Source organism: Haloarcula sp. JP-L23 (assembly GCF_011602445.1).
Taxonomy (GTDB): domain Archaea; phylum Halobacteriota; class Halobacteria; order Halobacteriales; family Haloarculaceae; genus Haloarcula; species Haloarcula pellucida.
Genome location: NZ_CP050014.1, coordinates 1768054 through 1791707 on the forward strand (window position 1 = coordinate 1768054; position 23654 = coordinate 1791707).

Sequence of the window (23654 nt, forward strand, 5' to 3'; positions counted from 1 at the left end):
GTCCGAGAACGCAAGACTGCGACACTTATATAAATAACCGAACAGGTCCCTACGAGGGATATATACCCTTCGTGGGTATCGCGCTATGGCGTGCGGGTCAGTCGACGATCTCGGCGATGCGCTGTGGCTCTCCGGAGAGCGACGGGTCGGGTTCGACTATCTGGAGCACTTCGTGGTCGGTGACGTCGGGGTAGGACTTATCGATGGCGTCCTCGATGAGTTCTTTCTCCAACCGGAACTCGGTGCCGTCGTAGACGACGTCGACGCCTTGCTCGTCGAACGAGAGAACAGTCATGGCGGTAGATACGGCTGTTCAGAATAAAAGTGTAGTCTCTCGTGGGGTGCTCGCCAATCAGTCACACACGCGCGTCAGACGACCGTCAGACGCGCGTCGTGCGCGCCCTCAGGCTTTAAGACCGTCGAAAACGCGTTAGATGGTGTGCCAATCGGCTCTGACCCGCTCTCCGAACTCGCGATTCCCGACGGGACCACCGTCGAGGAACACGACCTCGTCACCGACGGCGACGTCATCATCGGCGGGCAGAGTACGGTCGAGTTCGGCGTCCGCGGCCGCTCGGTCATCGCCGACGAACGCGTCCGTTTCGGCGGCCACATCGAGGCCGAGGGCGACTGCCGCCTCGACATGTGGTGTGACGTCGAGGACAACGTCCTCGTCGGCGAGGACGCCTACATCGGCGAACGCGTCCACATCGGCGGCGAGTTGCGCGTCGCCGGCGACTTAGACATCGGCGACGACGTCGACATCGAGAACGGGTTCGAGGCCAACGGCTGGATAGTCATCCGCAACCCGATGCCGACTATCGTCTTCCTGTTCGTCTACCTCTCGCAACTCCTGCGCATCGGCGAGGACGAGGCCGCACAGAGCCTCGTCGACGAGATGCTCGGCGACGACGCGGACGACCACGACCCGATACTCGTCCCGCGGGGCGCGAGCGTCTCCGACGACGCGTGGCGCGTCTCCACCCCGGCGACCATCGGCGACGACTGCCGCCTCCACGGTAACATCCGCGCCGAATCCATGGAAGTGGGCCGCGACAACGTCGTCTTCGGCAGTCTCCGCGCCCGCGAGGACGTCCTCGTCGGCAAGGGGACCGAAATCAAAGGCGACGTGACGACCCGCAACGGCGACGTCCGGGTCGGTCCCGGCACGAAGGTCTGGGGTGACATCTCCGCGAAGACCGTCGAACTCCACGAGAACGCCACCGTCGACGGGAAGATTCGCGCCCGCGAGGGCATGCGGATGCACACCGACGAAGTGCTCGACCGGCCCGACGAGTCCGCCGCCGCGATGGCCGAGATGGCCGAGGAACTGGAGAGCGATAGCGACACCCCGACCGAAACCGACGTGGGCGCACCCGAGGACGGCGACGACGACGACTCCGGCGACGACCCGCCCGACGAGACCGAGACGGCGGCCGACGCCAGCGACCGAGAGGACACCGCCGAAGCCTCGGACTGAAACCGCGCCACGCGGTTCCCCGAGCGTGCCCCGCCGATTCGACCGCTCGAACCGAAACCCCCTTTCCGCCCTCACTGGTAGGGGGTAGCATGCTCTCTATCGCACTCGCTGGCAAACCCAACGCCGGGAAGTCTACCTTCTACAAAGCGGCGACGATGGCCGACGTGGACGTCGGGAACTACCCGTTCACGACCATCGACGCCAACCGCGGCGTGAGTCACGTCCGTACGGAGTGCCCCTGTCTCGACCGCGAGGAGCGCTGTGGCGACGACAACTGTCGGGACGGCAAGCGCTACGTCCCGGTCGAACTCATCGACGTGGCCGGCCTCGTCCCCGGCGCCCACGAGGGCCGGGGCCTCGGCAATCAGTTCCTCGACGAACTCACGAACGCCGACGTCATCCTGAACGTCGTCGACGCCTCCGGCGGCACGAACGAGGAAGGCGAGCCCGTCGAAGTGGGCGAACACGACCCGGTCGAGGACGTCGACTTCGTCGAGACGGAGATGGACCTCTGGCTGGCGAGCATCGTCGACCGCAACTGGGAGTCCGTCGAGCGCCAGTCTCGCTCGCCGGACTTCGACTTAGACGAGGCACTGCTCGACTTGCTCGCCGGCGTCGGCGCGAGCGAACTCGACGTGGCCCGCACGCTGCGTGAACTCGACTACCCCGAGGACCCCATCGCGTGGACCGACGAACACCGGGAGGCGCTGGCCGGAGAGATACGCGAGCGGACGAAACCCATCGTGGTCGTCGCTAACAAGGCCGACGTCGCGCCCGAGGACAACGTCGAACGACTGCGAGCGGCCGCCGAGATGGTCGTTCCGGCGACGGCCGACGGCGAACTCGCACTCAGGAAGGCCGCGGAGGCGGGCGTCGTCGACTACGACCCCGGGGATTCGGACTTCGAGATTCTGGGGGACGTGAGCGACCAGCAGCGACAGGGGCTAAACCGCATCCGCGAGGTGATGGCCGAGTACGGCGGCACCGGCGTCCAGCAGGCGATGGACGCCGCCGTCTACGACCTGCTCGATCACATCACGGCGTACCCGGTCCAGAACGACACGAAGTGGACCGACGGACAGGGGAACGTCCTCCCCGACGCGCACTTGCTCCCCCGCGGGTCGACGCCGAAGGACCTCGCCTACGCCGTCCACTCGGACATCGGCGACGGCTACACCCACGCCGTCGACGCCCGGGAGAACCGCCGCATCAGCGACGAGACGGAACTCGAAGAGGGGGCGGTCGTCAAGATAATCAGCGAGAACTAAGCGAGCGGTCGGGACCACACCGCGGCGACCAGCACCGCCAGAAAGAGGTAGGTGCCCCGAATCAGGAGCTTCGTCGCCAGTTCCGACTCCGCGCGGTGGGCAACGGCGGCGACGACCCCGAACACCACCGCAGCGCCGGCCGCACTCGGTGGGACCCCGGGCAGCGTGAACGCGAGGCCGACGACGCCGAGCATCGCCGTGACGAGCAGCGACCGGGCCAGTCGCCGCGCTCGCTGCGGCCCTACCACCACGGCGACGGTCCGTTTGTCGATGGAGCGGTCGTAGTCGTAGTCCTTCTCGTCGTCGATAATCTTGATGCCGGTCAGCAACAGGAGAAAGACGACAGCCAGCCCAAGCACTCGCGGACTGAGCGCCGAGGCCTGCGCGTAGTACCCACCCAGTAACGCCAGCGCGATACCGGTCGGATAGCCCATCGTCGCCCCCACCGGATTGAGGTCGAGTTGGGGCGCGTGCGTGTAACCGATGACCCACGTCGGGAGCGTCAGGAGAGCCGCGCCTGGGCCGACCAGCAGCCACAGGCCGGCGACGGCGGCCAGAAAGGCGAGTCCAGCGACGACGAGCGCCCCCCGGCATCCACCGACCGTAAGCGGGTGGTCGTCGTCCTCGCCGCGGACGTGGAAGTCGACGTAGCCGTCCTTGACGTGAGCGGTGTAGACGGCGAAGAACATCGCCGCCGCGTGGAGCGCGGCGACGGCGATCGTGACTTCGCCAGCGAGCAACGCACCGAACAGGGACGTCGCCAGCGGCGGGAGCATGAACACCGGGTGAATTTGCGAGGCGAGGGCGCGGCCCGCAGCGACGGGCCCAGAATCGTGTCGGGCGACTGCCATACCGCGATACAGGGACCGGCGTGTCAAAAAGTCTCGTGCGCTCCCGCCGCGAGGAGCGTTACTGCCAGTTGTCGCGGTCCAGTACGAACGAGGCGATGTGGGAGGCGAGTTCTCGACCCGCGTCCTCGCTGGCGGTGTGGAGTTCACCGGAGACCGGACCGGCCTCGCCGCCGACGCCCTCCGTCTCGGAGATGGGGTCGGTACCCGTGGGATACGGCCGACGGGAGCGTACCCGGTCGCGCAACCGCTGGAGCGTGGTCGGCGATAGTTGCTGGTCGAGGTGCTGGAGGTCGTAGCGGACGATGTAGCCACGCGTCGCCTCTCGGACGGCGACGACGGGCTGCCCGCGGTTCGCACAGCGCTCCCAGAGTGCCTGTTGCTCGTCGCGCGTCGCGTAGACGGGGACGTTCGACGGTGCGAGGTGGTCCATCGGAGAACTGTATGGGCCCGGCCCGTATCGACCCTTCGGCTACTGCGATAGACGATGGCTACCGTAACGTCGTGTAACTCAGACCGGCGATGGCGACGAACTGGAGCGCTCGCAACACGAGGACGGCCTGCTGGACGTGTGGGTCGCCGGCGTAGAAGCTCTGCATCGAGAAGAAAAAGTACAGGGCGACGGCGTTCTCGACGAGCATCGCGAGGGCAAAGGCCACCAGCCCCGCGACCAGTCCGGTCCGGAACGTAGCGTAGTTGCGCACCCAGACGCCGAGCAGGGGTATCAGCAGGAGGACGTTGATACCCGCGAGCACCGCCGCGGCGGTGATGAGCGTCCCCATCGCCATCAGTCTCTCGCCCCCGGGTGCCGTCCGTGTGGAGTCCTCGTGCTCATCTGTCCATCTGCTCCACGATGTCCTCGAAGGTGTCCCGGTACTGGTCGAACCGGTCCGTGAGGAAGTACAGTTTGGCGTAGTCCTCGTCGCCGGACTCGACGACGTCGTGCTCTTCGAGTTGCTCCATGTGGTGGCGTATCGTCTTATATCCCACGTCGAGTTCGTCGGCGAGTTCGTTGGCGTTCATCGGTCGCTCCGTGAGGGCGTCGATGATGCGCGCCCTGTTGGCACCGCCGCGCGTCGCCGTCAGCAGGTACCAGAGCGCTTTCTCCATCCCTCTCGTGTCCTGACTGTTCGTGCCTGTCTCAAAGGTCTGTCTCTCGGCGGCCCGCCCGTCGACGCCCCGCCGGTCGCTGTCGTGTGCGTGGACCACGGCAAGTTCGGGCGGAGGGACGCTAGCCACGGCCAAAACAGTTCTTACAACTCTCTTCCGAGACTGTCCCAAATTCGGACTACTCGCGAATCGCGGCCGTCGCCTCCGCCATGATGTCGATGGCCTCTTTCAGCGTCTCCATGTCCGTCGCATAGGAGATGCGGGCGTAGCCGTCGCCGTTCTCGCCGAAAGCGTCGCCGGGGACCACGACGACGCCGCGGTCGATGACTTCCTCGACCCAGCCCTCGGGTACCTTCGGCATCGCGTAGAACGCACCCTTCGGCGTGGGACACTCCAGCCCCATCTCTTCGAACCCCTCTAGCAGGACGTCACGGCGGGCCTCGAAGGCCTCGCGCATCTCGACCACGGGGTCCTGTGGGCCGGTGAGCGCCGCCTCGGCGGCGTACTGGGCCGGCGCGGAGGCACAGGCCTGTGCGTACTGGTGGACGCGGAGCATCCGCTCGATGCGCTCGTTCGACCCCGTGACCCACCCGAGTCGCCACCCGGTCATCGAGTAGGCCTTCGAGCAGGCGTTGACGACGACGACGTTGCCCGTCTCGTCGAACTCCGCCGGCGAGCGGTGTTCGCCCTCGAACACCTGATGTTCGTACACCTCGTCGGAGACACAGAGCACGTCGTGGTCGCTCGCGATGCGGGCGAACTCGCGCATGTCCTCGGGCGATTGGACCGCTCCGGTCGGGTTGGCCGGCGAGTTGACGACGAACGCCGCCGTGTCCTCGGTGATGGCGTCTTCGACCGTCGCGGGGTCCATGGTCAGGTCCTCGCGCAGACCGACGGGCTTGGGCGTCCCACCGGCGAGGTGGGTCAGCGCGTCGTAGGAGACGAACCCGGGGTCGGGGAAGACGACTTCGTCGCCCGCGTCGACGTGGGCCTCCAAGGCGATGTGCAGGGCCTCGCTCCCGCCGGAAGTGGCGATGACGTCCTCCGGGTCGACGGCTAAGTCGTTGTCCCGGTCGTGTTTCTCGGCGATGGCCTCGCGGAGTTCGAGTGTCCCCTTGTTCGACGTGTAGGCGTCGACCTTGCCCGAGCGGATGGCGTCGACGGCGGCCTCGCGGGCGTGGTCCGGCGTCGGGAAGTCCGGTTGCCCGAGGCCGAGGTTGATGGCGTCCTCGCCGGCGGCCTCGAACACCTCGCGGATTCCGGAGATGGATACCTGTTCGACGCGGCTGGAGAATTCGGTCATGTTCGTTCCCTTCGGCCGGTGGCCGATAATTCTTCCCGATTCGCCGAGCCGTATCTGTCGGGCCCGACACAGTCGTCGTCGCTCGAAAAGACTCGGACGCCTCCGGTCGCAGGGCCCGGGGTGCTCGCTCTGTGTCCCGCCGTCGGGCGGTCCTACCGTACCAACGACATAGCAATAGCGCCCCCGCCGCCGATGCTCATCCCCACCACGCCCCTGTCGTGGTCCTCGCGTTCCATCGCGTAGGCGAGCGTCGTCGTGAGGATGCCGCCGCTGGCGCCGATGGGGTGGCCTAGCGCCACCGCGCCGCCCAGCGGATTGTGCTTCTCCGGGGGTATCCCGAGTTCGTCGGCGACGTACACCATCTGGGCGGCGAACGCCTCGTTGAGTTCGAAGTGGTCGACGTCGTCGACGGTCAGGCCGTTCCGGTCGAGCAGTTTCGAGACGCCGTCACAGACCGCCAGCGAGAACTCCGCGGGGTCGCGGTAGGCGACGGCGTAGTCCTCGACGTGGGCCATCGGGCCGAGGCCGGCGTCGTCGACCGTCTCGGCGTCGGCCAAGAGGACCGCTCCCGCGCCGTCCGAGAGTTTCGAGGCGTTGCCCGCAGTGATGGTCCCATCCTCGCCGAACGCTGGGGGCAGTCTGTCGAGGTCGTCCATCGTCGTCTCTGGCCGTGGCCCCTCGTCCTCGGTGACGAGGTGGTCCCCGGCTTCGACCGGGACCATCTCCTTCTCGAAGTGGCCCTCGGCGATAGCCTCGCCGGCGCGGTGGTTGCTCCGCCGGGCGTACTCGTCCTGTCGCTCGCGGCTGACATCGAAGCGCTCGGCGATGCGGTCGGTCAAGGTCCCCATGTGGGCGTCGTAGTTACTGTCCCACAGGGAGTCGTGAACCATCGCGTCGACCAGCGTGGTGTTGCCGTATCGGCGGCCGCCGCGCATCTCCCGGACGAGATAGGGCGCGTTCGACATCGACTCCATCCCGCCGGCGAGACAGGCCGACGCCCGGCCGGCGTCGATGCGGTCGACGGCGTTCGCGATGGCTCGGAGTCCGGACCCGGAGGCCTCGTTTGTCGTCGTCGCCGGGCACCGATCGGGTAGCGGCGAGTCGACGACGACCTGTCTGGCTGGCACCTGCCCGACGCCGGCCTGCACGGCGTTGCCCAGACACACCCAGTCGACGAGGCCGTCGTCGACGCCGGTACGGTCAAGGACGCCCTCGACGGCCGCTCGTCCGAGGTCCGTCGCCGACTTCTCTGAAAGGGCGCCGAGGAGGCTCCCGTGTGCTGTGCGCGCGCCGTCGACCACGACCACGTCGGTCATATCCCGACATGATGCCGAGGCTACAATACTGTTGGCCCCGTTGGCGAACCTACCGGGCGGTCACTCGCCGTCGTCACTGGTCGCGTCGCGTAGCGACTCTATCGCCGTCTCCAGACGGCGGAGGATGGCGTCGGCGTCGGTGTACCCCTTGTCGTACTCCTCGTAGGCCGCGTCGGCCTCGCCGAGGAACGTCTGGACCGCGTCCGTCACGTCGTCGGAACTGTCGTCGCCGTTGCTCATACCGGACCAGACGACTCTCGGCGGGAAAAGGTTTCACTGTGTGACGTCGTAGCCGACGCTCGCGTCCCGCAGGGCGTCGGTGACACGCCCGACCGTGTCCTGTGTCGCGACGACGACGGCGTCCATCCCGCGAGAGGCGGCGTCGGCGGCCACCTCGCCCGCCGCGAAGTACGTCGTCGGTTCGACGCCGGCCTCGCGGAGGGCGGCGACGGCCTCGACGCCCGCCGCCGTGACGATAGACACGTTCTCGCAGGCCGAGGCGATGTCGGCCGTGTCCGTGGCGGCACCCGACCGGACCGGCGGGACCTGCAACACGCTGACGTGGCCGGGTTCGAGGTCGATGACGCCCTCGAAGCCGGTGACGCCGACGACCGACCCGGCCTCGGCGCTCGTCGTCGTCACGCCCGTCGCCCCGCCGTCGTCACCGGGCGCGGCGTGGAGCAGGCCTTCGGAGAGCGATAGCGAGACGGTCTGGCCTTCCGCCAAGTCGGCCTCGGCTATCGCGGCGTCCTCCTGAACGCTCCCGAGGACGTCGTCGGTGACGTGGTCGACGAACCGCCGCATGTCGGTGGCCGACTGGAACACCCAGTCGACGCCCTCCTTCGTGACCCGGTAGCGCGAGCGCCCCTCCTTCTCGACGAGGCCCTCGTCGACGAGGTCCCGGATGTACTCGCTGACCGCCTGACTCGTCACTCCGACGGCCTCAGCTATCTCGCCCTGACTGACCGCGGGTTGGCGCTCCGCTATCTCCACGAGGATGCGAAAGCGCGTCGCGGCCCGTTTGTTCTCGAGGACGTCGACCATAGTGGTCCGTAGATGGCACAGCTAAAAATACCTCTGTCCTGCGGACGCCAGCGATATGTGCGCGTAGCCCCGATGCCGACCCGATGGACGTACGATACGACGACAGGGCGCTGGTCATCGACGACACACTCGTCGTCGCCGACCTCCACGTGGGCCGAGGCACCGGCGGGACCCTCGAGTTCCCGGTCGGGTCGGGAACCGACGTCGTCGAGCGGTTCCGCTCGCTGGTCGAGCGACACGACCCCGCGACGGCCGTCGTCGCTGGGGACTTGCTCCACTCCTTCCGGACGGTCCCACGAACCGTCGAGGACACCGTGGCGGGCCTGAAAGCCGCGTGCCGCGACGGCGGTGCTCGCCTCGTCGTCACGCCGGGGAACCACGACACGATGTTGGACTCGGTGTGGGACGGGCCGGTTGAGCGAGAGTACCGAATCGGCGACACCGTCGTCCTGCACGGCCACGAGGCCCCCGAGAGCGACGCCGACCGCTACGTCGTCGGCCACGACCACCCGACCATCGTCATCGAGGGCCAGCGCCGCCCGTGCTATCTGGTCGGGACGGGGCAGTACGAGGGCAGCGACGTGGTGATGCTCCCCTCGTTCAACCGCCTCAACGCTGGCGTCGTCGTCAACGAGATGTCGGCCGCCGATTTCCAGTCGCCGCTTCTCACCGACGTCGACCGACTGGAACCGATCGTCTGGGACGAGAGCGCCCGCCAGACCCGGTCGTTCCCGCCGCTGGGGGAGTTCCGGCGGATGCTGTAACGAGGCGTCGACCGGCGGGAGACGCCCTCGAACGGCGCGGTGACGCGCGGAATCGGAGCGTATAACGGTAGGTATTTGGGCTACCGCGGTGGACGCACGGATATGGTTCAGACTGGTGCCGCGCTCGCGCTTATCGCGATAACGCTGCTCTGCTTGCTGTTGCTGTACTTCGCGACGATAAAGTACGTCTCGGCGGTCCTCCTCGAAGACGAGGAGGGTCACGAGGGAAACACGAGTAGCGGCGGACCCGCAGCGTAGGCCCGCCGCGACGGTTCTGACAGACCGCGTTAGAACAGTAGCTCCGCCGCGATTTTCCCGCTCTCCAACGCGCCCTGTATCGAGGACCAGCGGGTGTAGTCGCCGGCCAGCACGACGTTTCCGTCGGGGGCGTCCGGGGCGGGCAGGTTCGCCCGGAACCCCGGTGGCTGGGCGAACTGCGCGAGGGGGACGTGGTCGGTCCGGCGGTGTTCGAGCGCGTCGAATCCAGCCGCGGGGTACCACGACGCCAGCGTTTCTCGAACGTCCGCCGCCAGCGCCGCGTCGTCGCCGTCCGGGACGCCGAGGAACGTCGCGCTGTACAGTTCCATCCCCTCGGGGGCGTACTCGGGCGCGACGGCGGACATCGGCGCGACGGTGTTCGGGCGGTCGTCGGCCGCGTTGAGGACGATGCGCTTGCCCATGTCGGGGGCCTTGCTCGTCGGGAGCGAGAAGTACTGGGTGACACAGCCGAGCGTGTCCGTCGGGATGGCGTCGACCCGGGTCAACTCCGTGGCCGTCGCCGGGTCCGTCGCGACGACGGCCCCGTCCGCCGTCACCGTCTCGCCGTCCACCTCGACGGCCACTTCGTCGTCGGTGCCCTCGACGGCTTGCACCTCGCGGCCCGTCTCGATGGTCGCCCCAGCCGAGACGGCCCGGTCGGCCAGTTGCTCGGGCATCGCCTGCATCCCCGCCGCGGGGACGAATATCTCGCCCTCGCTGAGCATCTTGTAGGTGTACTCGAAGACGGCGCTGTCGGTGCCCAGCGAGCGGTCGAGCGTGATGCCGCCGTAGAACGGCGCCGCGAATCGCTCGACGAAGCGCTTCGAGAACCCCTTCTCGGCGAGGTACTCGGCGATGGTCTGCCCGCCACCGGGGCCGTCGAGGATGGTCTCGGGGTCCCGCTCCGCCAGTTCCCGCTGAAGCGTAAAGAGTCGGAGTTTGTCGGCCGTCCGGACGTCCGTGTTGAACAGCGTCTGCGGTGCGGCCGTCGGGTTCCGAAGCGGGTCCGACAGCACCGACCGGTGGTTCGGCCGGGCGATGGTCGCGCCCGGGGTGAAGGGTCGCGGCGAGAGTGCTTCGACGTCGAGTTCGCGCTGTACCGCCGGATACGCCGAGAACAGCACCTGAAAGCCCCGGTCGAACGTGTAGCCGTCCTCGCGGGCGGTCCGGACCCGCCCACCCACGCCGTCGCTCGCTTCGAACACCGTCACGTCCAGTCCCGACTCGGCGAGGTGGCGGGCCGCGACCAGTCCCGCGAGGCCCCCGCCGACGACGACCACGTCTGTCATGGGCCGTGGTTCGGACTCGTGGCTCATGAGGATGCTGGAGTGGACCGGACGACACTTGTAGATGCCGTCCGCACGGCCGGGTATGCAGACGACAGCGGCGTTCCGTGGCCTCTCCTGTACCGCGTGTGGCGCGTCAGCCGACCCCGACGAAGAGCGCTGTCCCGACTGCGGCGGCGTCCTCGCCCCAGAATACGACGCCGACGAGGTGGCGAGTGCCGACGACGCCCGACCGTTCCCGACCGACGCGGCCGTCAGCATCGACGAGGGGGCGACGCCGCTCGTCGCGGTGCCGACGCTGGCCGACGAACTCGGCGTCGCCAGCGTCGCGGTCAAGGACGAGGGTCGCAACCCGACCGGGTCGCTCGCCGACCGGAAACTGGCGCTCGCCGTCTCGGCGGCTGTCCAGCAGGGCGCCGAACGCGTCGCGACGCCCTCGCCGGGTAACGGCGCACAGGCCGCCGCGGCGTACGCCGCCCGCGCCGACGCCGACTCGAAGGGGTTCGTCCCCTCGCGCTGTCCGTTCCTCAACAAGGCGATGGTGAACGTCCACGGCGGCGACATGTACGTCGTCGAGGGCCGGTACCCCGACGCAGTCGCGGCATTCGAGGACAGCGACGAGACGTTCACGTCCGTCGCGCCCGGCCACCCGTTCCGCGTCGCCGGCGGCGTGGCGCTGGCGCTGGAACTCCTCGACGACCGCGCGTGGACCGCACCCGACGCCGTCGTCCACCCGACCGGTCACGGCGAGACGGTCGTCGGCCTCGAACGCGGGTTCGCGCTCGCCGCGGCGGCCGGCCTCGTCGACGCTGTGCCTCGACTCTACGCGGCCCAGCCAGACTCGTCGGCCCCTATCGCCGACGCGGTGCGCGACGGTGCGGCCGACCCGACGCCGGTCGAACACCCCGATACGATCGTCGGCCCGCTCGAAATCCCCGATCCCGCCGCCGGGACCGCCGCTATCGATGCCCTGCACGCGACCGACGGCGGGGCGGTCGCGGTGCCCGACGAAGACGTGTTGCAGGGTGCCGTCGACGGGTGCGAGATGGGGCCCGAAATCGGCGCGACCGGCGGGACGGCCGTCGCCGGCGTCCGAGCGCTCACCGACCGAGAGGCTCTCGCCCCGGACGAGGACGTGGTACTCGTCAACTCCGTCGCCGGGAGCAAGGAGGCCGACCTCTTGCGCTCACACCTCATGAGTCAGGGTCTCTGAACCGTCGGTAGGGATTTGGTGGGGCCAGCCGACCGTTCGGTATGGCCCACTCCCCGCTCCCTACCGACGACTCGGCGCTCGACCGCTATTTCTGGGCGCGCCACGCCAACCCGAAGAGCGGGTGGTCCCGCGTTCCGACGCTACCGCTCCTGATTACCTGTCTCTACCGGCGGGACTGGCGCGGCCTCGCGCTGACGCTCGCGTTCGTCGCAGTCAACCCGTTCCTGTTCGCGCCGCCCGAGGACGACAGCGCGTGGATGACCAAGGGGGTGTACGGCGAGCGACTCTGGACGAAGCGGCACCACGACGCGACTAGCTACCCGACCGTCCTGAACTATCTCACCGGCGTGGCGGCGCTGTACGCACTCTACGCCGCCGTCCGCCGTCGCCCTGCGGAGACGGCGCTCGCGACGGCGCTGGCGATGGCGCTGAAACTCTGGTTCGTCGCCGAGATGGTCCACCTGTACGAGGCCGAACGAGACGCTAGCGCCGGTGGGTGACTGCCCCGGAGCGCCCGAACGGTTTTGTGAACCGCGGGGGAACTGACGTGACACTGAGATTATCAACTATGTCCCGTCGTCTCCTCCTGCCGCTGCTGATTATCTGTCTCGCACTCACCGCTGGCTGTTCGTTCTTCGGCCCGAACCCGGACAGCTATTCGAGCAGTTACGACCTCAGCGTCGGCGTCGATGCCGACGAGACGCTCCGGAACGTCACTATCCGCGTGCCGTTGCCACAGGTCGACGGCAACGCCACGTTCGAGGAGACAGATGTCGCACCGAACGGTACGTTCGAAGGGACGTTCGATACGCGCGTCGTCGAAACCGAGTACGGTCCCATGCTGGAACTCACCACCGACGAGTTCACCGTCGAGACGCGGTACTACCGCTACGTCGAAGCGGACGGCGTCGGCCGGCAAGAGAAGATATCCGAGGCCGAGTACGACCCGGAGAACCCGAACCACGCGAAGCGGACGCGCCGCACCACCTCGACGTCGGTGCTTCGGGACACCACCTACCCCATCGAGACGCGAACGCCCGTCGGCACTTCACCGACGTTCTACGGCGACGGGGTCACCCGGTCGCTCACCGACTGTTCGCTCCCCTACCGCGACGAGACGGCCTGTTTCACCTACGACGCGCCGGTGTTTCTCTCCTACGACGCGCCAGCGACCGCTCGCGTCGACGCGAGCGTCATGCTCGTGGGCTCCAACGAATGGTTCTCCGGTGGCTGGACGGGCAACAGCTACGCCGACCGGGTCCACGCCAACGCAACCGGGGCACGGGACGGGTGGGTCAACGCGTCGGGCCACACCGAGGCGGGTCGAGGGAACTACCCGTCCCCGGAGCCGTGACTACGAGGCGTGCTGTTTCGCCATCGTGTAGGCCTCGCGGACTCGCTTGAACTCCTCCTCGTCGCCGCCGTGGTCCGGGTGGACCTCCTTCACTCGGTCGCGGTAGGCCGCCTTCACCTCCGAGAGCGTCGCCGTCTGTCGGAGTCCGAGTTCGGCGAACGCCTGAAGCGTGGGGTCGGCCGACTGCTCTGGGTCCGGACCGAGCGACACCTCCGGCGTCTCGAAGGGGAGGCGCGCCCCCAGATGGACGCCCGGCATCTCGTGTTCGACGAGGACCGGCCGCGTCGGCGACCGGTCGATGCGGTAGTACGCCCGGGCGTCGAACGTGATGGCCACGTCTCGCTTCGGGAGGTAGAAGGCGACGTGCTGGCCCTCGACGAAGTGGTTCTCGGCGAACTGCTCGTCGATGGCCTGCAGGTACTCCCGTAACTCCGCGCGTCGGCGCTCCTCACCGCCGTCGCGGACCTGCCGCGACTGCTGGTCGGCGGGGAAGAGTCTGTCTGCGACGACGAACAACCCAGCGACCAGTACGCTCCCGCCGGCACCGAGTAGTACGCCGAGGACCAACCACTCCGGTACCGTACTCGGATCTGCCTGCACGCGACCCTGTTGGGGACGCCGAGGTAAGAAATTCTCGCTGTTATCCGATGTACCGCAGATCCTCGTCGGCCGGCGACGGCGCGTTCTGTTGTTCCATCTCCTGAATCTTCCGGACGACCTCTTCCATCTCGTCGGCACGCTCCTCTAGGGACTCGTAGTCCACGTCGAAGCCGACGACGTCCTGTAAGATTTCGAGGACGGCCTGTGCGCTCTTGGGGTCGACCAGATAGCCGGACGTCTCGCCCATGAGACAGGCCGCCGTGATGTCACGTCGGCCACCGAGGCCCAGCAACAGACCGGAGACGCCGACGATGCCGCCGGCGGGTTCGTCCTCGCGGAAGACGACGCCGGACTCTTCGAGCGTGTCGGCGAACTCGTCGGTGGTCGTCGCACCCAGCACGTCGTACTCCTCGATGAGTTCGCCGGTGGGGACGCCGCCCAGCGCGAACACTTCTTCGACGCCGAAGTCCTCGCCGACGTCGAGGAACGCGTCGGTCAGGCCGTAGTGACCCTCGCTGTCCTGTGCCTGATGGTCGCCCGAGAGGACGAGCATGTCCCGTCCCTCCTCGGGCGTGACGGCGTGGAACTCGGCACACGCCAACTGGGCCGTCCGGTCGTCGATGCTGACCTGCGGCGGGAAGTGCGTCGAGTAGACGCGCCGGACGAGTTCGCTGTCCAGTTCCTCCAGCAGGTGCTCGGCGGCGAGTTTTCCGACGTGCCCGACACCGGGGAGTCCCTCGACGAGGACGGGGTCCTCCAGGTCCGGGTCGGCGAGTACTTCGATGTCGAATTCGTCCATACCGCCTACGTGCGGTTGCGGCGCTTAAGTGAACGTCGATACTCGCCGTGGGGGTCCGTCGGGTCGAACGGCGCCGGAGCGCTGTTGACGGCGTCGGCACCACACTCGGGACAGGAATCGGAGAGGGTGTACACCGGGCCGTCGTGTTCGGCGTCCCACGCCGAACATACCCGGATGTCAGACTTCATCGCTACTCGTCGTCTTCGGTCCGCTCGCGGTGGTACTCGCCGGTCCCACCGTGCTCTTCGACGACGGCCTTCGCGCGGGCGGCGCTCTCTTCGAGTTCGCCCTCGGCCGTCTTGTAGTCGGGCGCCTGCACCTGAATGCGGTACTCGGGCGACCCGACGTAGGTGACTTCGAGTTGAATCTCTTCGGGCACCTCGCCGTTCCCTTCGGCCGCTTTCAGTGCCTCCTTGATGACGTCGACGCCGTCGTGGGTCGGGCACTCGAGGTCGACGTAGCCCGTGACGTTGACGTAGGGCACCGAGACGTTGTTCCGGGCCGTCTGGACGATGGCTTCGACTTCGTCCTCGTCGAGGTCGGTCTCGTCGAGGGCGTCGGCGCCGTGGATGGCGGCGGCCTCGAACCCGTCGTACAGCGAGCCGAATTCGGCCAACAGCGCGTTCGCGATAGCGCCGTAGGTCTCGTCGTCCAGGTCCTCGCCGAAGGCCAGTTCCATCCAGTTGTCGGCCTTCTGCTCGTTTTTCCACTCCTGAATCTTCTCTTTGCGCTGGTGGTCGTTGACGTCCTTGATAGAGAGGTCTATCTGCTGGGACTCCTCGTCGACGTCTAGCACCTTGGCGACGACCGTCTGACCCTCGTTGACGTGGTCGCGGACGTTCTTGATCCATCCGCTGGCGACCTCGGAGATGTGACAGAGGCCACGCTTGCCCTCGTACTCTTCGAGGTCGACGAACACGCCGAAGTCCTCGATCTCGTCGACCTTGCCGACGACGAGTTCGCTCGGTTCGGGCCAGCCGCTGTATTTCATCCTATCGGGCCTCGACGACGTCGGTCACTTCGCCTTCGATGGCGGCCTTCCCACCGGTGGGACGGGCGAGGGTGTGGCCACAGACGGCACACGAGACCTCGCTCGACGCCTTCTCGAAGAGGGTCTGTTCGTTCTCGCAGTCCGGACAGGCGACGGTGACGAAGCTTCCAGCCATGATTACTCCTGGAACTCCAGTCGGCCGGCGCGCCATCCCTCGCGGAGGTGGGCCTTGCCACACTCGCCACAGCGGTACTTGAGGTCCGTCTTCTTGGTGGGCTTGTCCCCACCCGGGACCTTCGAGAACTTCCCGTCGTTCCCGATACCGGAGTTGCGCTTGCGCTGGCGGTCGATCCACTTCATCCCGGTCTCGCGGCCGGAACGGACCTTCTCGACCTCGTGTTCGTTGTGCTCGTTACAGTGCGGACAGTACGTATTGAAGCGTCGCGGCATCTCCATAGATATCGACCTTACGGAGCGATTTGGTGTGGCCGCTTAAAACCCGTTTGGTTCGGAGTCGCGTCGCCGTCCCCGCATCGTGTGGTGACCGTTCTCTCGCTCGCCTTCGAAGTCACTAAGTACGCCGTTTTCGAAGTGGCTGGCATGAAGAAGCTCATCATCCACGGGGATCCCGGCCTCCGGAAGGGCGGCCGCATCGAGTACGACGGCGACGAGTACGAGGTGTTCGCCGTCGCTCGACAGGGTGACTGGCACGGGCCGGACCGGCCGCAGCTCTGGTGTACTATCGGGCAGGAAGACGAAGAAGAGACGTTCAAACGACAGGACTACATCCCGAACCACCTCGACACCGAGGACGTCGAGGCCGAAGCGGTCACGGTCCTCCGCGAACGCGGCGAACCGAGCGCCGAAGCCTAGACTCGGCCCCGTCGCTTCTCAGAGCTGTTCCTGGTGGACGCGGTAGACCACCACGCCGTCGGTCCGTTTTACCGCCGTCACACCCGAGACGTGGTCGACCGTTATCTCGCCGTAGCGGGCGCGCTCTGCCGGCCCGACGTAGACGTACCGCACGTCGTACTGCCGCAAGAGAGCTATCTGGTCGCTGGCGCTGCCGGTGTATATCGTCCTGACGTCCTCGACGCGCGTCTGATACACCGTGTCGTTGCGGTACTGGGCCTCGTGGTACCAGCCAGCGACCGTCGGTAGTCCGGTCAGACTCGCCGGGGCGCTGGAGCCTTTCCCCTCGTCGGGGTTCCACCGGTAGCCGGCGGGCGCGGCGGTGACGATGGTCGGTCGCCCCTCGACGGTCCGGTCCAGCCAGCGGATTGCCTCGGCCTCTCGCGGATGCTCGCGGTCGAGGTAGGCGGTTCCGTCCAGCGTCGGCTCACCGGCCGCACCGACGTGGTTCGAGAGCGCGAACGCGCCGTACACCGACGTCGAGAGGACGAGCAGGGCAACGAACGCGCGCACGCCGGTCGTCGTCGCCACTCGGCGCGTCTCCCCGTCGGGCCGCCAGCGGGCGAGGAGCCACGCCAATACGGGACCGACGGCGGCCGCCCACAGCACCCACACCTGCATGTACGTCTTGAACACGGTGTTCATCCGGCCGATGTTCTCCTTCACGAAGACGAACTCCACGAGCAAGACGAGGCCGGCACCGGCCAGAATCAGGACGACTTCGAAGTCGACAGTCCGGTCGCCGCCGTCGGTGAGCGCGGGCACCGACTCCAGCGACCGACTCAGCGACGGCGACCGGGCGAACAGCCACGCGCCGGCGACGAGCGGGACGAGTAGCCCGACCGCGGCGAGGTCGACCGTCGCGCCGAGGAAGACGACGCCCACCGTCGCCGCGCCGACTGCCCGCGCCCGGTCCGTGCCGAGCGCTCTGCCGGCCTGCGCGTAGAGGTAGAGCCCGAACGGGACGAGGAAGATGCCGTGAACCGAGAGCAGTTCCAACAGCGAGGTGCGGTCCGGGAGGACGGCTATCTCGCGGCCGCTCGCCGCGCCCAGCCAGAACGGGAGCGACCACAGCAATCCGAGGGCGACGATGCCGACGGCGACGGCGAGTGCGACGCCGATGCGGACGGCCTCGTGTGTCAGGCCGGTCGTCCGGAATCGCTGGCTGACGCCGTTGGGCAACAGCGTCGTCGGGTCCGACGGGGCGAGGACGACAGTCAGCATCGCGAGGCCGGCGACCGAGGGGAACGACCACGTGTTCGTCACGGCCATCAGGCCAGCGAGGGCCGGGAGCGCACCGAACAGGAGTGCCAGTCGGCGGCGCCACTCGACGGCCGGCGTCTGGTAGTAGCTGAAACACAGCGCGGCCGCCAGCAGCAGAAAGCCCGTACTCATCATGTGGGCGTGCATGTCGCCGTTGAGCCACGCGAACAGCGGGAACTCGTCGATGACGAAGGCCGCACTGGGGTCGTAGGTCACGAAGTCGCCGGCGTCGTCGGTGATGACGCGGCTGGCGTCCCAGTAGCTGAAGCGGTCGGGGCTCGTTGCCAGTCCCTCCACTTCGTATCCGGCGGCACCGGCCAACCACTGCCCGGCACCGTCCGGTAGGAGCCAGATGAGGAACCGCGTGGGCGTCGAGAGGTTGCTGGCGATACCAACGAAAAAGGCGGAGAGTCCCGCAGCCAGCCGTTTCGGGACGCCTCTGTCGGCGGCGATGGCGCCCGCAAGCCCGTAGGTGGCTGTCACCAGCGTCGCGTAGAACCCCGCGAGCGCGAGATTGTAGGCGTACTGGCCGGCCGTCCCGGTGAGACGCGTGAGGATGGCCGCAAGCAGGTGGCCGCCGTAGTAGTACGCGACCGGTTCGCCGGCGAACCACATGTCTTCGGGCGGGAGCGTGTCGGCCCGCAGCAGCGATTTCAGCAGGCCGTAGTCGAGGAACTTCTCGCCGCCGATGGGAACGATGGCCGGGTCGAGGGCTCTGACGGCGACCAAGAAACCGAAGGCGAGCGTGAACACGGCCGCGACCTCCGCGTAGGCCCGTCCGTCGACGGTGACGCCCCGGACGGCGGCGACCACCGCGGCGGCGACGAGGACGAGAAGGCCGAGGTAGATGCCGGCGGTCAGCGAGAGGCGGCCGACGAAGTAGGTGACGAGCCACAGTATCGTCAGCGCCACCGGGATACCGAAGGCGACGCCGCGGTTCGCGAATCGCGGGAACAGGGCGGCGGCGACCGTCGCGCCGACGTAACAGAGCAACAGGTAGAGCGCAAGCCAGAGGACGACGAGGCCGTACTCCATCACCCGAGAGAGTGCGACGCGGGCCTATACGTCTTTTGCACCGCCCGCCCCTGTTTTGCACCGTGTCGTGCGTCTTCGAACTGTTTTTACTCACCCACGGAGGAAGCTAACACGATGTCGCGTTCCGTCGGTATCGTCGTCCCGGCGTACCGCCCAGACGTCGCCCAGTTGCGGACGTACGTCACCGCTATCGACGAGTATCTCGACCCGGAGACCATCGTGGTCGAACTCGACGCCCCGAAGCGTGACGTGCCCGAGCGACTGGCCGACCTGCCGGCGCGCATCGAGACGGTGCCGTACCGCCGGGGGAAGGGCGCCGCCGTCACCGCCGGGTTCGAGACGCTCTCGACGGACGTGCTCGTGTTCGCCGACGCGGACGGGTCGACCCCCGTCGACTCGCTCGCCGAAGTGGTGTCGTCGGTCGTCGACGGCGGCGCCGACCTCGCCGTGGGGTCCCGACGCCACCCCGACGCTGCGGTCGCCAGCCACCAGACGTTCGCCCGGCGGTTCCTCGGCGACGCGTTCGCGTGGCTGGCCGGCCGCCTGCTCGACGTCTCACTGTACGATTATCAATGCGGCGCGAAGGCCATCGACGCCGACGCTTGGGGGCAGGTCCGGCGTCACATCTACGAACCCGGGTTCGCGTGGGACGTCGAACTGGTGGCCATGGCGGGGGCGCTCGACCTCCGCGTCGTCGAGGTGCCGATAGCGTGGGAGGACAGACCGGGGTCGACCGTCTCGCCGGTCAGGGACTCTGTTGCCCTCTTCCGGGCACTGCTGGCCGCTCGTCACCGGGCGAAACAACTCAGTAACGACCGCCTCCACACCGCTATCGCCGCACGTCGGGAGGACCCGACGGCGCTCGTCGAACGTGACCGATGAGCGGACCGAGTGACCGCCTCCGGCACTTCCTGCCCGACCGCTTCGAGTCGCTCGTCTCCGGCGTCCGCTTCGGACAGTTCGTCTCCGTCGGCGTCGTCGGCGCGATCAGCGACAACACCGTACTGGCCATCCTCGGTCTCGTCTTCGGCGTGCCCGACCTCTGGGCGAAGGCGGCCGGCATCGAGACGGCGATTCTGGTGATGTTTCTCGTCAACGAACACTGGACGTTCTCGACGATGGGTGCCACCGGTCGTGGCCCGTTCCTGAAGCGACTGGTGAAGTCCCACATCGTCCGGTCGGGCGGGGTCACGGTCCAGCTACTCGTCTACTGGTTCCTGACACAGTACCTCGCCATCGAACTCGTCGTCTTCGAAACGGACCTCTGGTTCATCGCTGCGAGTCCAATCGCCATCGCCATCGCGATGGTCGTCAACTACGTCTTCGAGAGTCTGTTCACGTGGCAGGTCCACCGCGACGGGGCCACATAGCGCGTCACTAATTCACGGACGGCACTCGAATCACAACCCTTAATGAGGGGGCTCGGGTATGAACAGGTAGCGGGATGGGATAGCCAGGAGATTCCGGCGGGCTCATAACCCGCAGATCGGTAGTTCAAATCTACCTCCCGCTACTTCTCAGCGAACTACGCTCCGAAGCGTCGTCCACGTGACGAGACGTTAGTGCGTGTGTACGGCACATAGAGTTCGAACGAGACGAGCGATGGCGAGGGTGTTCTCGCAGTTCGAACCTCTCTCTGCTATATTCTATCGCACACAAGTCCGTGAGCCACGAACCGTTCGCGTAGATTCGAACTATGCCACGGGCAACCGAACCGGTACCCGCGTGACGGACTGCAAAACCGCAGGCTTCGGGGCTACCCGTCGCCGTACTCGTCGACGATGACGACTTCGCCGTCCTCCACGCGGACGTTGATGAGCGTCTTCGCGCCGTAGCCGGCCTCGTCGAGTCGGTTCTCGCCGTCGGCTTTCTTGATGACACAGACGATGTCGCGGATGTCGGCGCCGATGTCTTCGAGCGCGCCGGTCAGGGCCGCGAGCGTACCGCCCGTCGAGAGGACGTCGTCGAGCACCAGCACGCGGTCGCCCTCGTAGACGTCGTTGACGTACATCTCGTTCTCGGAGTAGCCCGTGACCTGAGAGAGCGCGACTTCGCCGTCGAGCCCGTACTGGCGCTTACGGACGACGACGAGGGGGATGTCGGTCATCAGGGAGACGGCCGTCGAGAGGTGGATACCCATCGCCGCGGGCGTGACGATTTTGTCGACGTTTTCTAGCTCTGCCTTCCGAATTATCTTGATGACGATTTCGCGGAGGAGTTCCGGACGCAGCATCGGGACGCCGTCGCTGATGGGGTGGACGAAGTAGTGATAGCCGTCCTTTTCGATGATCGGCGCGTCGAGGAGCGACTTCTTTAGCAGGTCCATGCTGGCGGTACTGCGAGGCCGTACAAAAATTCGTCGTCAACGACTTAGATGAGTCGAAGCAGTTCACCGAGGGCACGAACCATCGGGAGCGCGTGTGTATCGCCGAGCGCGTAGTACTCCACCGCAGTCAGGATGCTGAACAGTGCTGCCGAACTCGTGGCGAGTCCAAGCAGCACGGCTCCGATACGCCCACTCCATCGCTCGGTGCGACCCGTGAGTGCCCACGCCGAGAGTGCGAGTGCCGTCGACAGCGAGAGGAGGGCGTGCAACTGGAACGCCGCTCCGATACCGTTCACACCGACGGCGACGGCGACGACGACCAACTGCCCGCCGAGCAGTATCCCGGCTGCCAGCGTCCAGCAGAACGCTCGCCAGTGGACGTCCAGTACACGCCGGACCGTCGGCAACCGGACGAGGAGATAGACGCCCAGCGGGAACAGGGGGAACAGGTACCTGACGGTCACCTGTGCGTGAATCGGGAGTCGACTCGTGTAGAAGAGCGCGACGCAAACGGCGGTGAGCGTAACGTAGACGTCGGTCACGCGAGCCGCCGACAGCGTTCGCCCGGTCAGCGGCTCTGGTCGGGACCACGTCTGAAGCACGGGGACGACGGCGGCTACGCCCGCCAACAGCGGCGCGGACTCCAGCAACGAGAGGTTGACTGCTTCGCCGTCGGACTGATTGAAACTCGTGGTGAACGTCCCGGAGCGAACGAACGTCCGCGATACGTCTATGGGGTCGGTGACGAGCGCTCTGGCCCCGGCCAACAACTCTCGGAGCAGGACGACGAGGGGAGTGATACCTGCCTCCAGTAGCCCGACTACGGGTGCGAGCGGAGAGAGTACTGCACCGCCACGTCCGGACCCGCCGCCGGTAGCGAAACTCTCTACGGTTCTCGCTCCGCTTTCGCCTGCCGCCGCAATCAGTCGCGGCGGGCGAAGTGGCGATCCGGCGACGAGTGTGTTCGTCACGATAAACGGGACGAGCGACAGCGAGAACGCCGCTGCGAGCACCGCCAGCGTCTGCGGGCGATTGTCCGCCGCAGTCGGTACGTCGATGGCCGCGAGAACGACGCCAAAGAGGAGGGATTCCGGCGCGTGAACCCACGCGTAGAGGCCCACGAGAGCGTACGAGAGTGATCGAAACGCCAGTGGGCGGGACACAAGCACGCCGTCGGCGGCTGTTCGACTCCGATAGAGTGCGTACGCGACACCGAGGACGACAGTCGCGGTGACGACGTGGCGCTTCGGGATCGCCGCCCAGAACGCGAGCGGGGTCCCGAACACGAACAGGACCGCCGCCAGTGAGCCAGTTCGAACGGTGTGTAGCCGCGCGACCAGTCGATACAGCAGCACGGGCGCGAACGCAGCGACGGCCATGTGGAACAACTGGAGTGCGTGGAGGTGGGGAGCGGGGTCCATCGGCCGGGCGATGGCGACGTTCAACGCGAACAGACAGAGGACCGCCACGGCGCCGCCAGCCGTGACCTCGCGGCGCTCTGTGAGACGGCCCACCTGCACGATGAGTGCCAACAGCACCAGCGACCAGAGCGCCACGAGCGCGATGCGGAGGTCGGCGACGGCGTCGAGTGCTTCGAGACCCCAGAGGAACGGCAGCGAGAGCACGAGTACCCCGTAGTTGCGTGCGATCACGGACCCGCCGTACTTCTCGGCCCCCGGCGTATTCAGCCCCGGTCCGTACACAGCCTCGGTCAGGAAGACGTTCCCGTTCGAGAGACTGTACAGCCCGTTCGCGAGCGTGTAGGTGTCGGTGATGAAGACGGTGGTCCGCCAGAACAGGGCGAACAGACAGAGGCTCGCGAGGAAGAGACACAGGCCGATTCGGTCCCCGAACAGGACCGACCGGAACGTCACCCACGCCGACGACCGCACGTCGGCGTGGAAGCGCCGGTTCGGTACCGTGTCTGCGCTCATCCGACCACCTCGACGGTGACGGCCCGTTCGGCTACGACCCGACGGCTACGGGAGTCCTCGACGACGACGCCGACCGTACCGTGGTACGTCTCGTTCGTGAGTTCGTTCTCGTCGAAACTGTCGGACTGTATCGTCGCCTCGTAGCGCTCCCCGACCGACTCGCTGAGGAAGTGGACGGTCGACCGGGTGTAGCCGAGTTCGTCGATGGCCAACCGGTACACCATCGTCGGTGACCCCGTCAGCGTCGAGAAGCGAACCGTCGCTGGCGGGACGGTGAGATAGTACCCGTCCTGTCCGAACGAGGCGCGCTCTATCGTCACCCGGTCGGGAAACTGCACCTCCGCGACTGTCACGTTCCCCGTTCCGTAGGCGACGTCTCGTTCCTGTGTCAGCGAGACGCCGGGGACCAGCGGTCCCGAGACGAGCGCAGTAACGACGACGACGCTCGCCACCCCCAACACGACGGCGCGCGCGTAATCCATCGTTACGTAGCTCTGAAGAAGTGTAAATAAAAGCATCGCGGCGTGGCCGTCGCTACCGGGCTGAAAAA

General features: G+C 67.1%; 30 protein-coding genes and 1 tRNA gene. 11 read left to right on the forward strand and 20 right to left on the reverse strand.

From position 1 onward, the window contains the following. Positions 1–97 precede the first annotated feature (97 nt). Positions 98–295 (reverse strand): DUF5800 family protein, encoded by a 198-nt coding sequence (locus tag G9465_RS09055; protein WP_166969163.1) that lies wholly within the window; start codon positions 293–295, stop codon positions 98–100. A gap of 144 nt (positions 296–439) precedes the next feature. On the opposite strand from G9465_RS09055, the gene G9465_RS09060 reads away from it, so the two are divergent. Both G9465_RS09060 and G9465_RS09065 read left to right on the forward strand, forming a co-directional pair. Beyond that, positions 440–1480, forward strand: coding sequence for a polymer-forming cytoskeletal protein (locus G9465_RS09060; protein ID WP_166969165.1), 1041 nt, complete (start codon positions 440–442; stop codon positions 1478–1480). A gap of 89 nt (positions 1481–1569) precedes the next feature. Continuing rightward, positions 1570–2748: a redox-regulated ATPase YchF gene (locus tag G9465_RS09065; protein WP_166969167.1), complete on the forward strand. Its 1179-nt coding sequence runs from the start codon at positions 1570–1572 to the stop codon at positions 2746–2748. Here the strand turns inward: G9465_RS09065 and G9465_RS09070 are convergent. From G9465_RS09070 to G9465_RS09105, 8 genes are all read right to left on the reverse strand, one after another. Continuing rightward, positions 2745–3599 carry a UbiA family prenyltransferase gene (locus G9465_RS09070; protein WP_166969169.1) on the reverse strand — a complete coding sequence of 285 codons (855 nt, stop codon included), beginning with the start codon at positions 3597–3599 and terminating at the stop codon, positions 2745–2747. The genes G9465_RS09065 and G9465_RS09070 overlap by 4 nt on opposite strands. Before the next feature lie 58 nt (positions 3600–3657). After that, positions 3658–4029: a hypothetical protein gene (locus G9465_RS09075; protein WP_166969171.1), complete on the reverse strand. Its 372-nt coding sequence runs from the start codon at positions 4027–4029 to the stop codon at positions 3658–3660. A gap of 58 nt (positions 4030–4087) precedes the next feature. Then, complete coding sequence (locus tag G9465_RS09080; RefSeq protein WP_166969173.1) at positions 4088–4384, reverse strand: hypothetical protein; 297 nt, start codon at positions 4382–4384, stop codon at positions 4088–4090. Between the two features lie 43 nt (positions 4385–4427). Further along, positions 4428–4706 carry a winged helix-turn-helix domain-containing protein gene (locus tag G9465_RS09085; RefSeq protein WP_166972989.1) on the reverse strand — a complete coding sequence of 93 codons (279 nt, stop codon included), beginning with the start codon at positions 4704–4706 and terminating at the stop codon, positions 4428–4430. Between the two features lie 178 nt (positions 4707–4884). Continuing rightward, positions 4885–6009 carry a pyridoxal phosphate-dependent aminotransferase gene (locus G9465_RS09090; RefSeq protein WP_166969175.1) on the reverse strand — a complete coding sequence of 375 codons (1125 nt, stop codon included), beginning with the start codon at positions 6007–6009 and terminating at the stop codon, positions 4885–4887. Between the two features lie 152 nt (positions 6010–6161). After that, positions 6162–7325, reverse strand: a complete 1164-nt coding sequence (locus G9465_RS09095) for a thiolase family protein (RefSeq protein WP_166969177.1) — start codon at positions 7323–7325, stop codon at positions 6162–6164. Between the two features lie 60 nt (positions 7326–7385). Beyond that, the gene (locus G9465_RS09100) at positions 7386–7565 is read right to left on the reverse strand and encodes a hypothetical protein (protein WP_166969179.1); all 180 of its coding nucleotides are present in this window, start codon (positions 7563–7565) and stop codon (positions 7386–7388) included. Between the two features lie 33 nt (positions 7566–7598). Next, a complete protein-coding gene (locus tag G9465_RS09105) occupies positions 7599–8369 on the reverse strand; it encodes a winged helix-turn-helix transcriptional regulator (protein ID WP_166969181.1) in 771 nt (256 codons plus the stop codon). Positions 8370–8452: 83 nt separating this feature from the next. Here G9465_RS09105 and G9465_RS09110 point away from each other — a divergent pair, with 83 nt between their 5' ends. Beyond that, complete coding sequence (locus G9465_RS09110; RefSeq protein ID WP_166969183.1) at positions 8453–9133, forward strand: metallophosphoesterase; 681 nt, start codon at positions 8453–8455, stop codon at positions 9131–9133. A 102-nt stretch (positions 9134–9235) separates the two neighbouring features. After that, on the forward strand, positions 9236–9391 hold the full coding sequence (locus G9465_RS09115; RefSeq protein ID WP_166969185.1) for a hypothetical protein: 156 nt from the start codon (positions 9236–9238) through the stop codon (positions 9389–9391). Between the two features lie 29 nt (positions 9392–9420). Here the strand turns inward: G9465_RS09115 and G9465_RS09120 are convergent, their stop codons facing one another. Next, positions 9421–10680 (reverse strand): NAD(P)/FAD-dependent oxidoreductase, encoded by a 1260-nt coding sequence (locus G9465_RS09120; RefSeq protein WP_166969187.1) that lies wholly within the window; start codon positions 10678–10680, stop codon positions 9421–9423. Between the two features lie 82 nt (positions 10681–10762). Here G9465_RS09120 and G9465_RS09125 point away from each other — a divergent pair, with 82 nt between their 5' ends. The 3 genes from G9465_RS09125 to G9465_RS09135 all read left to right on the forward strand — a co-directional run bounded on the left by G9465_RS09125 (position 10763) and on the right by G9465_RS09135 (position 13244). Continuing rightward, the gene (locus G9465_RS09125) at positions 10763–11890 is read left to right on the forward strand and encodes a pyridoxal-phosphate dependent enzyme (protein ID WP_166969189.1); all 1128 of its coding nucleotides are present in this window, start codon (positions 10763–10765) and stop codon (positions 11888–11890) included. Positions 11891–11931: 41 nt separating this feature from the next. Beyond that, entirely contained in the window at positions 11932–12390 is a 459-nt protein-coding gene (locus G9465_RS09130) for a DUF6653 family protein (protein ID WP_166969191.1), read from the forward strand. A 68-nt stretch (positions 12391–12458) separates the two neighbouring features. Then, the gene (locus G9465_RS09135) at positions 12459–13244 is read left to right on the forward strand and encodes a hypothetical protein (RefSeq protein ID WP_166969193.1); all 786 of its coding nucleotides are present in this window, start codon (positions 12459–12461) and stop codon (positions 13242–13244) included. On the opposite strand, the gene G9465_RS09140 is transcribed toward G9465_RS09135, so the two are convergent. From G9465_RS09140 to G9465_RS09165, 6 genes are read right to left on the reverse strand one after another with little or no spacing between them, the layout of a single operon-like run. Beyond that, complete coding sequence (locus tag G9465_RS09140) at positions 13245–13844, reverse strand: J domain-containing protein (RefSeq protein ID WP_166969195.1); 600 nt, start codon at positions 13842–13844, stop codon at positions 13245–13247. A 40-nt stretch (positions 13845–13884) separates the two neighbouring features. Beyond that, the gene (locus tag G9465_RS09145) at positions 13885–14643 is read right to left on the reverse strand and encodes a proteasome assembly chaperone family protein (protein ID WP_166969197.1); all 759 of its coding nucleotides are present in this window, start codon (positions 14641–14643) and stop codon (positions 13885–13887) included. A 5-nt stretch (positions 14644–14648) separates the two neighbouring features. Next, the gene (locus G9465_RS09150) at positions 14649–14831 is read right to left on the reverse strand and encodes an RNA-protein complex protein Nop10 (protein ID WP_166969199.1); all 183 of its coding nucleotides are present in this window, start codon (positions 14829–14831) and stop codon (positions 14649–14651) included. Positions 14832–14833: 2 nt separating this feature from the next. Then, positions 14834–15634: a translation initiation factor IF-2 subunit alpha gene (locus tag G9465_RS09155; protein ID WP_166969201.1), complete on the reverse strand. Its 801-nt coding sequence runs from the start codon at positions 15632–15634 to the stop codon at positions 14834–14836. A gap of 1 nt (position 15635) precedes the next feature. Beyond that, positions 15636–15809 (reverse strand): 30S ribosomal protein S27e, encoded by a 174-nt coding sequence (locus tag G9465_RS09160; RefSeq protein WP_166969203.1) that lies wholly within the window; start codon positions 15807–15809, stop codon positions 15636–15638. A gap of 2 nt (positions 15810–15811) precedes the next feature. Beyond that, a complete protein-coding gene (locus G9465_RS09165) occupies positions 15812–16090 on the reverse strand; it encodes a 50S ribosomal protein L44e (RefSeq protein ID WP_166969205.1) in 279 nt (92 codons plus the stop codon). Positions 16091–16234: 144 nt separating this feature from the next. Between G9465_RS09165 and G9465_RS09170 the strand changes: the two genes are divergently transcribed. Next, on the forward strand, positions 16235–16507 hold the full coding sequence (locus tag G9465_RS09170; protein ID WP_166969207.1) for an HAH_0734 family protein: 273 nt from the start codon (positions 16235–16237) through the stop codon (positions 16505–16507). Positions 16508–16525: 18 nt separating this feature from the next. Here the strand turns inward: G9465_RS09170 and G9465_RS09175 are convergent, their stop codons facing one another. Continuing rightward, positions 16526–18844, reverse strand: a complete 2319-nt coding sequence (locus G9465_RS09175) for a DUF2298 domain-containing protein (protein WP_166969209.1) — start codon at positions 18842–18844, stop codon at positions 16526–16528. Positions 18845–18958: 114 nt separating this feature from the next. Here G9465_RS09175 and G9465_RS09180 point away from each other — a divergent pair, with 114 nt between their 5' ends. The 3 genes from G9465_RS09180 to G9465_RS09190 all read left to right on the forward strand — a co-directional run bounded on the left by G9465_RS09180 (position 18959) and on the right by G9465_RS09190 (position 20357). Then, entirely contained in the window at positions 18959–19726 is a 768-nt protein-coding gene (locus G9465_RS09180) for a glycosyltransferase (RefSeq protein WP_166969211.1), read from the forward strand. Next, positions 19723–20214 carry a GtrA family protein gene (locus G9465_RS09185; RefSeq protein WP_166969213.1) on the forward strand — a complete coding sequence of 164 codons (492 nt, stop codon included), beginning with the start codon at positions 19723–19725 and terminating at the stop codon, positions 20212–20214. Before G9465_RS09180 ends, G9465_RS09185 begins: the two co-directional genes overlap by 4 nt. 68 nt (positions 20215–20282) lie before the next feature. Further along, positions 20283–20357 (forward strand) — tRNA-Met (locus tag G9465_RS09190). 243 nt (positions 20358–20600) lie between these two features. Here G9465_RS09190 and hpt read toward each other — a convergent pair. From hpt to G9465_RS09205, 3 genes are read right to left on the reverse strand one after another with little or no spacing between them, the layout of a single operon-like run. Next, complete coding sequence (gene hpt / locus G9465_RS09195; protein WP_166969215.1) at positions 20601–21170, reverse strand: hypoxanthine/guanine phosphoribosyltransferase; 570 nt, start codon at positions 21168–21170, stop codon at positions 20601–20603. Positions 21171–21214: 44 nt separating this feature from the next. Continuing rightward, positions 21215–23104 (reverse strand): hypothetical protein, encoded by a 1890-nt coding sequence (locus G9465_RS09200; RefSeq protein ID WP_166969217.1) that lies wholly within the window; start codon positions 23102–23104, stop codon positions 21215–21217. Then, on the reverse strand, positions 23101–23586 hold the full coding sequence (locus tag G9465_RS09205; protein WP_166969218.1) for a hypothetical protein: 486 nt from the start codon (positions 23584–23586) through the stop codon (positions 23101–23103). Before G9465_RS09205 ends, G9465_RS09200 begins: the two co-directional genes overlap by 4 nt. Positions 23587–23654 lie beyond the last annotated feature (68 nt).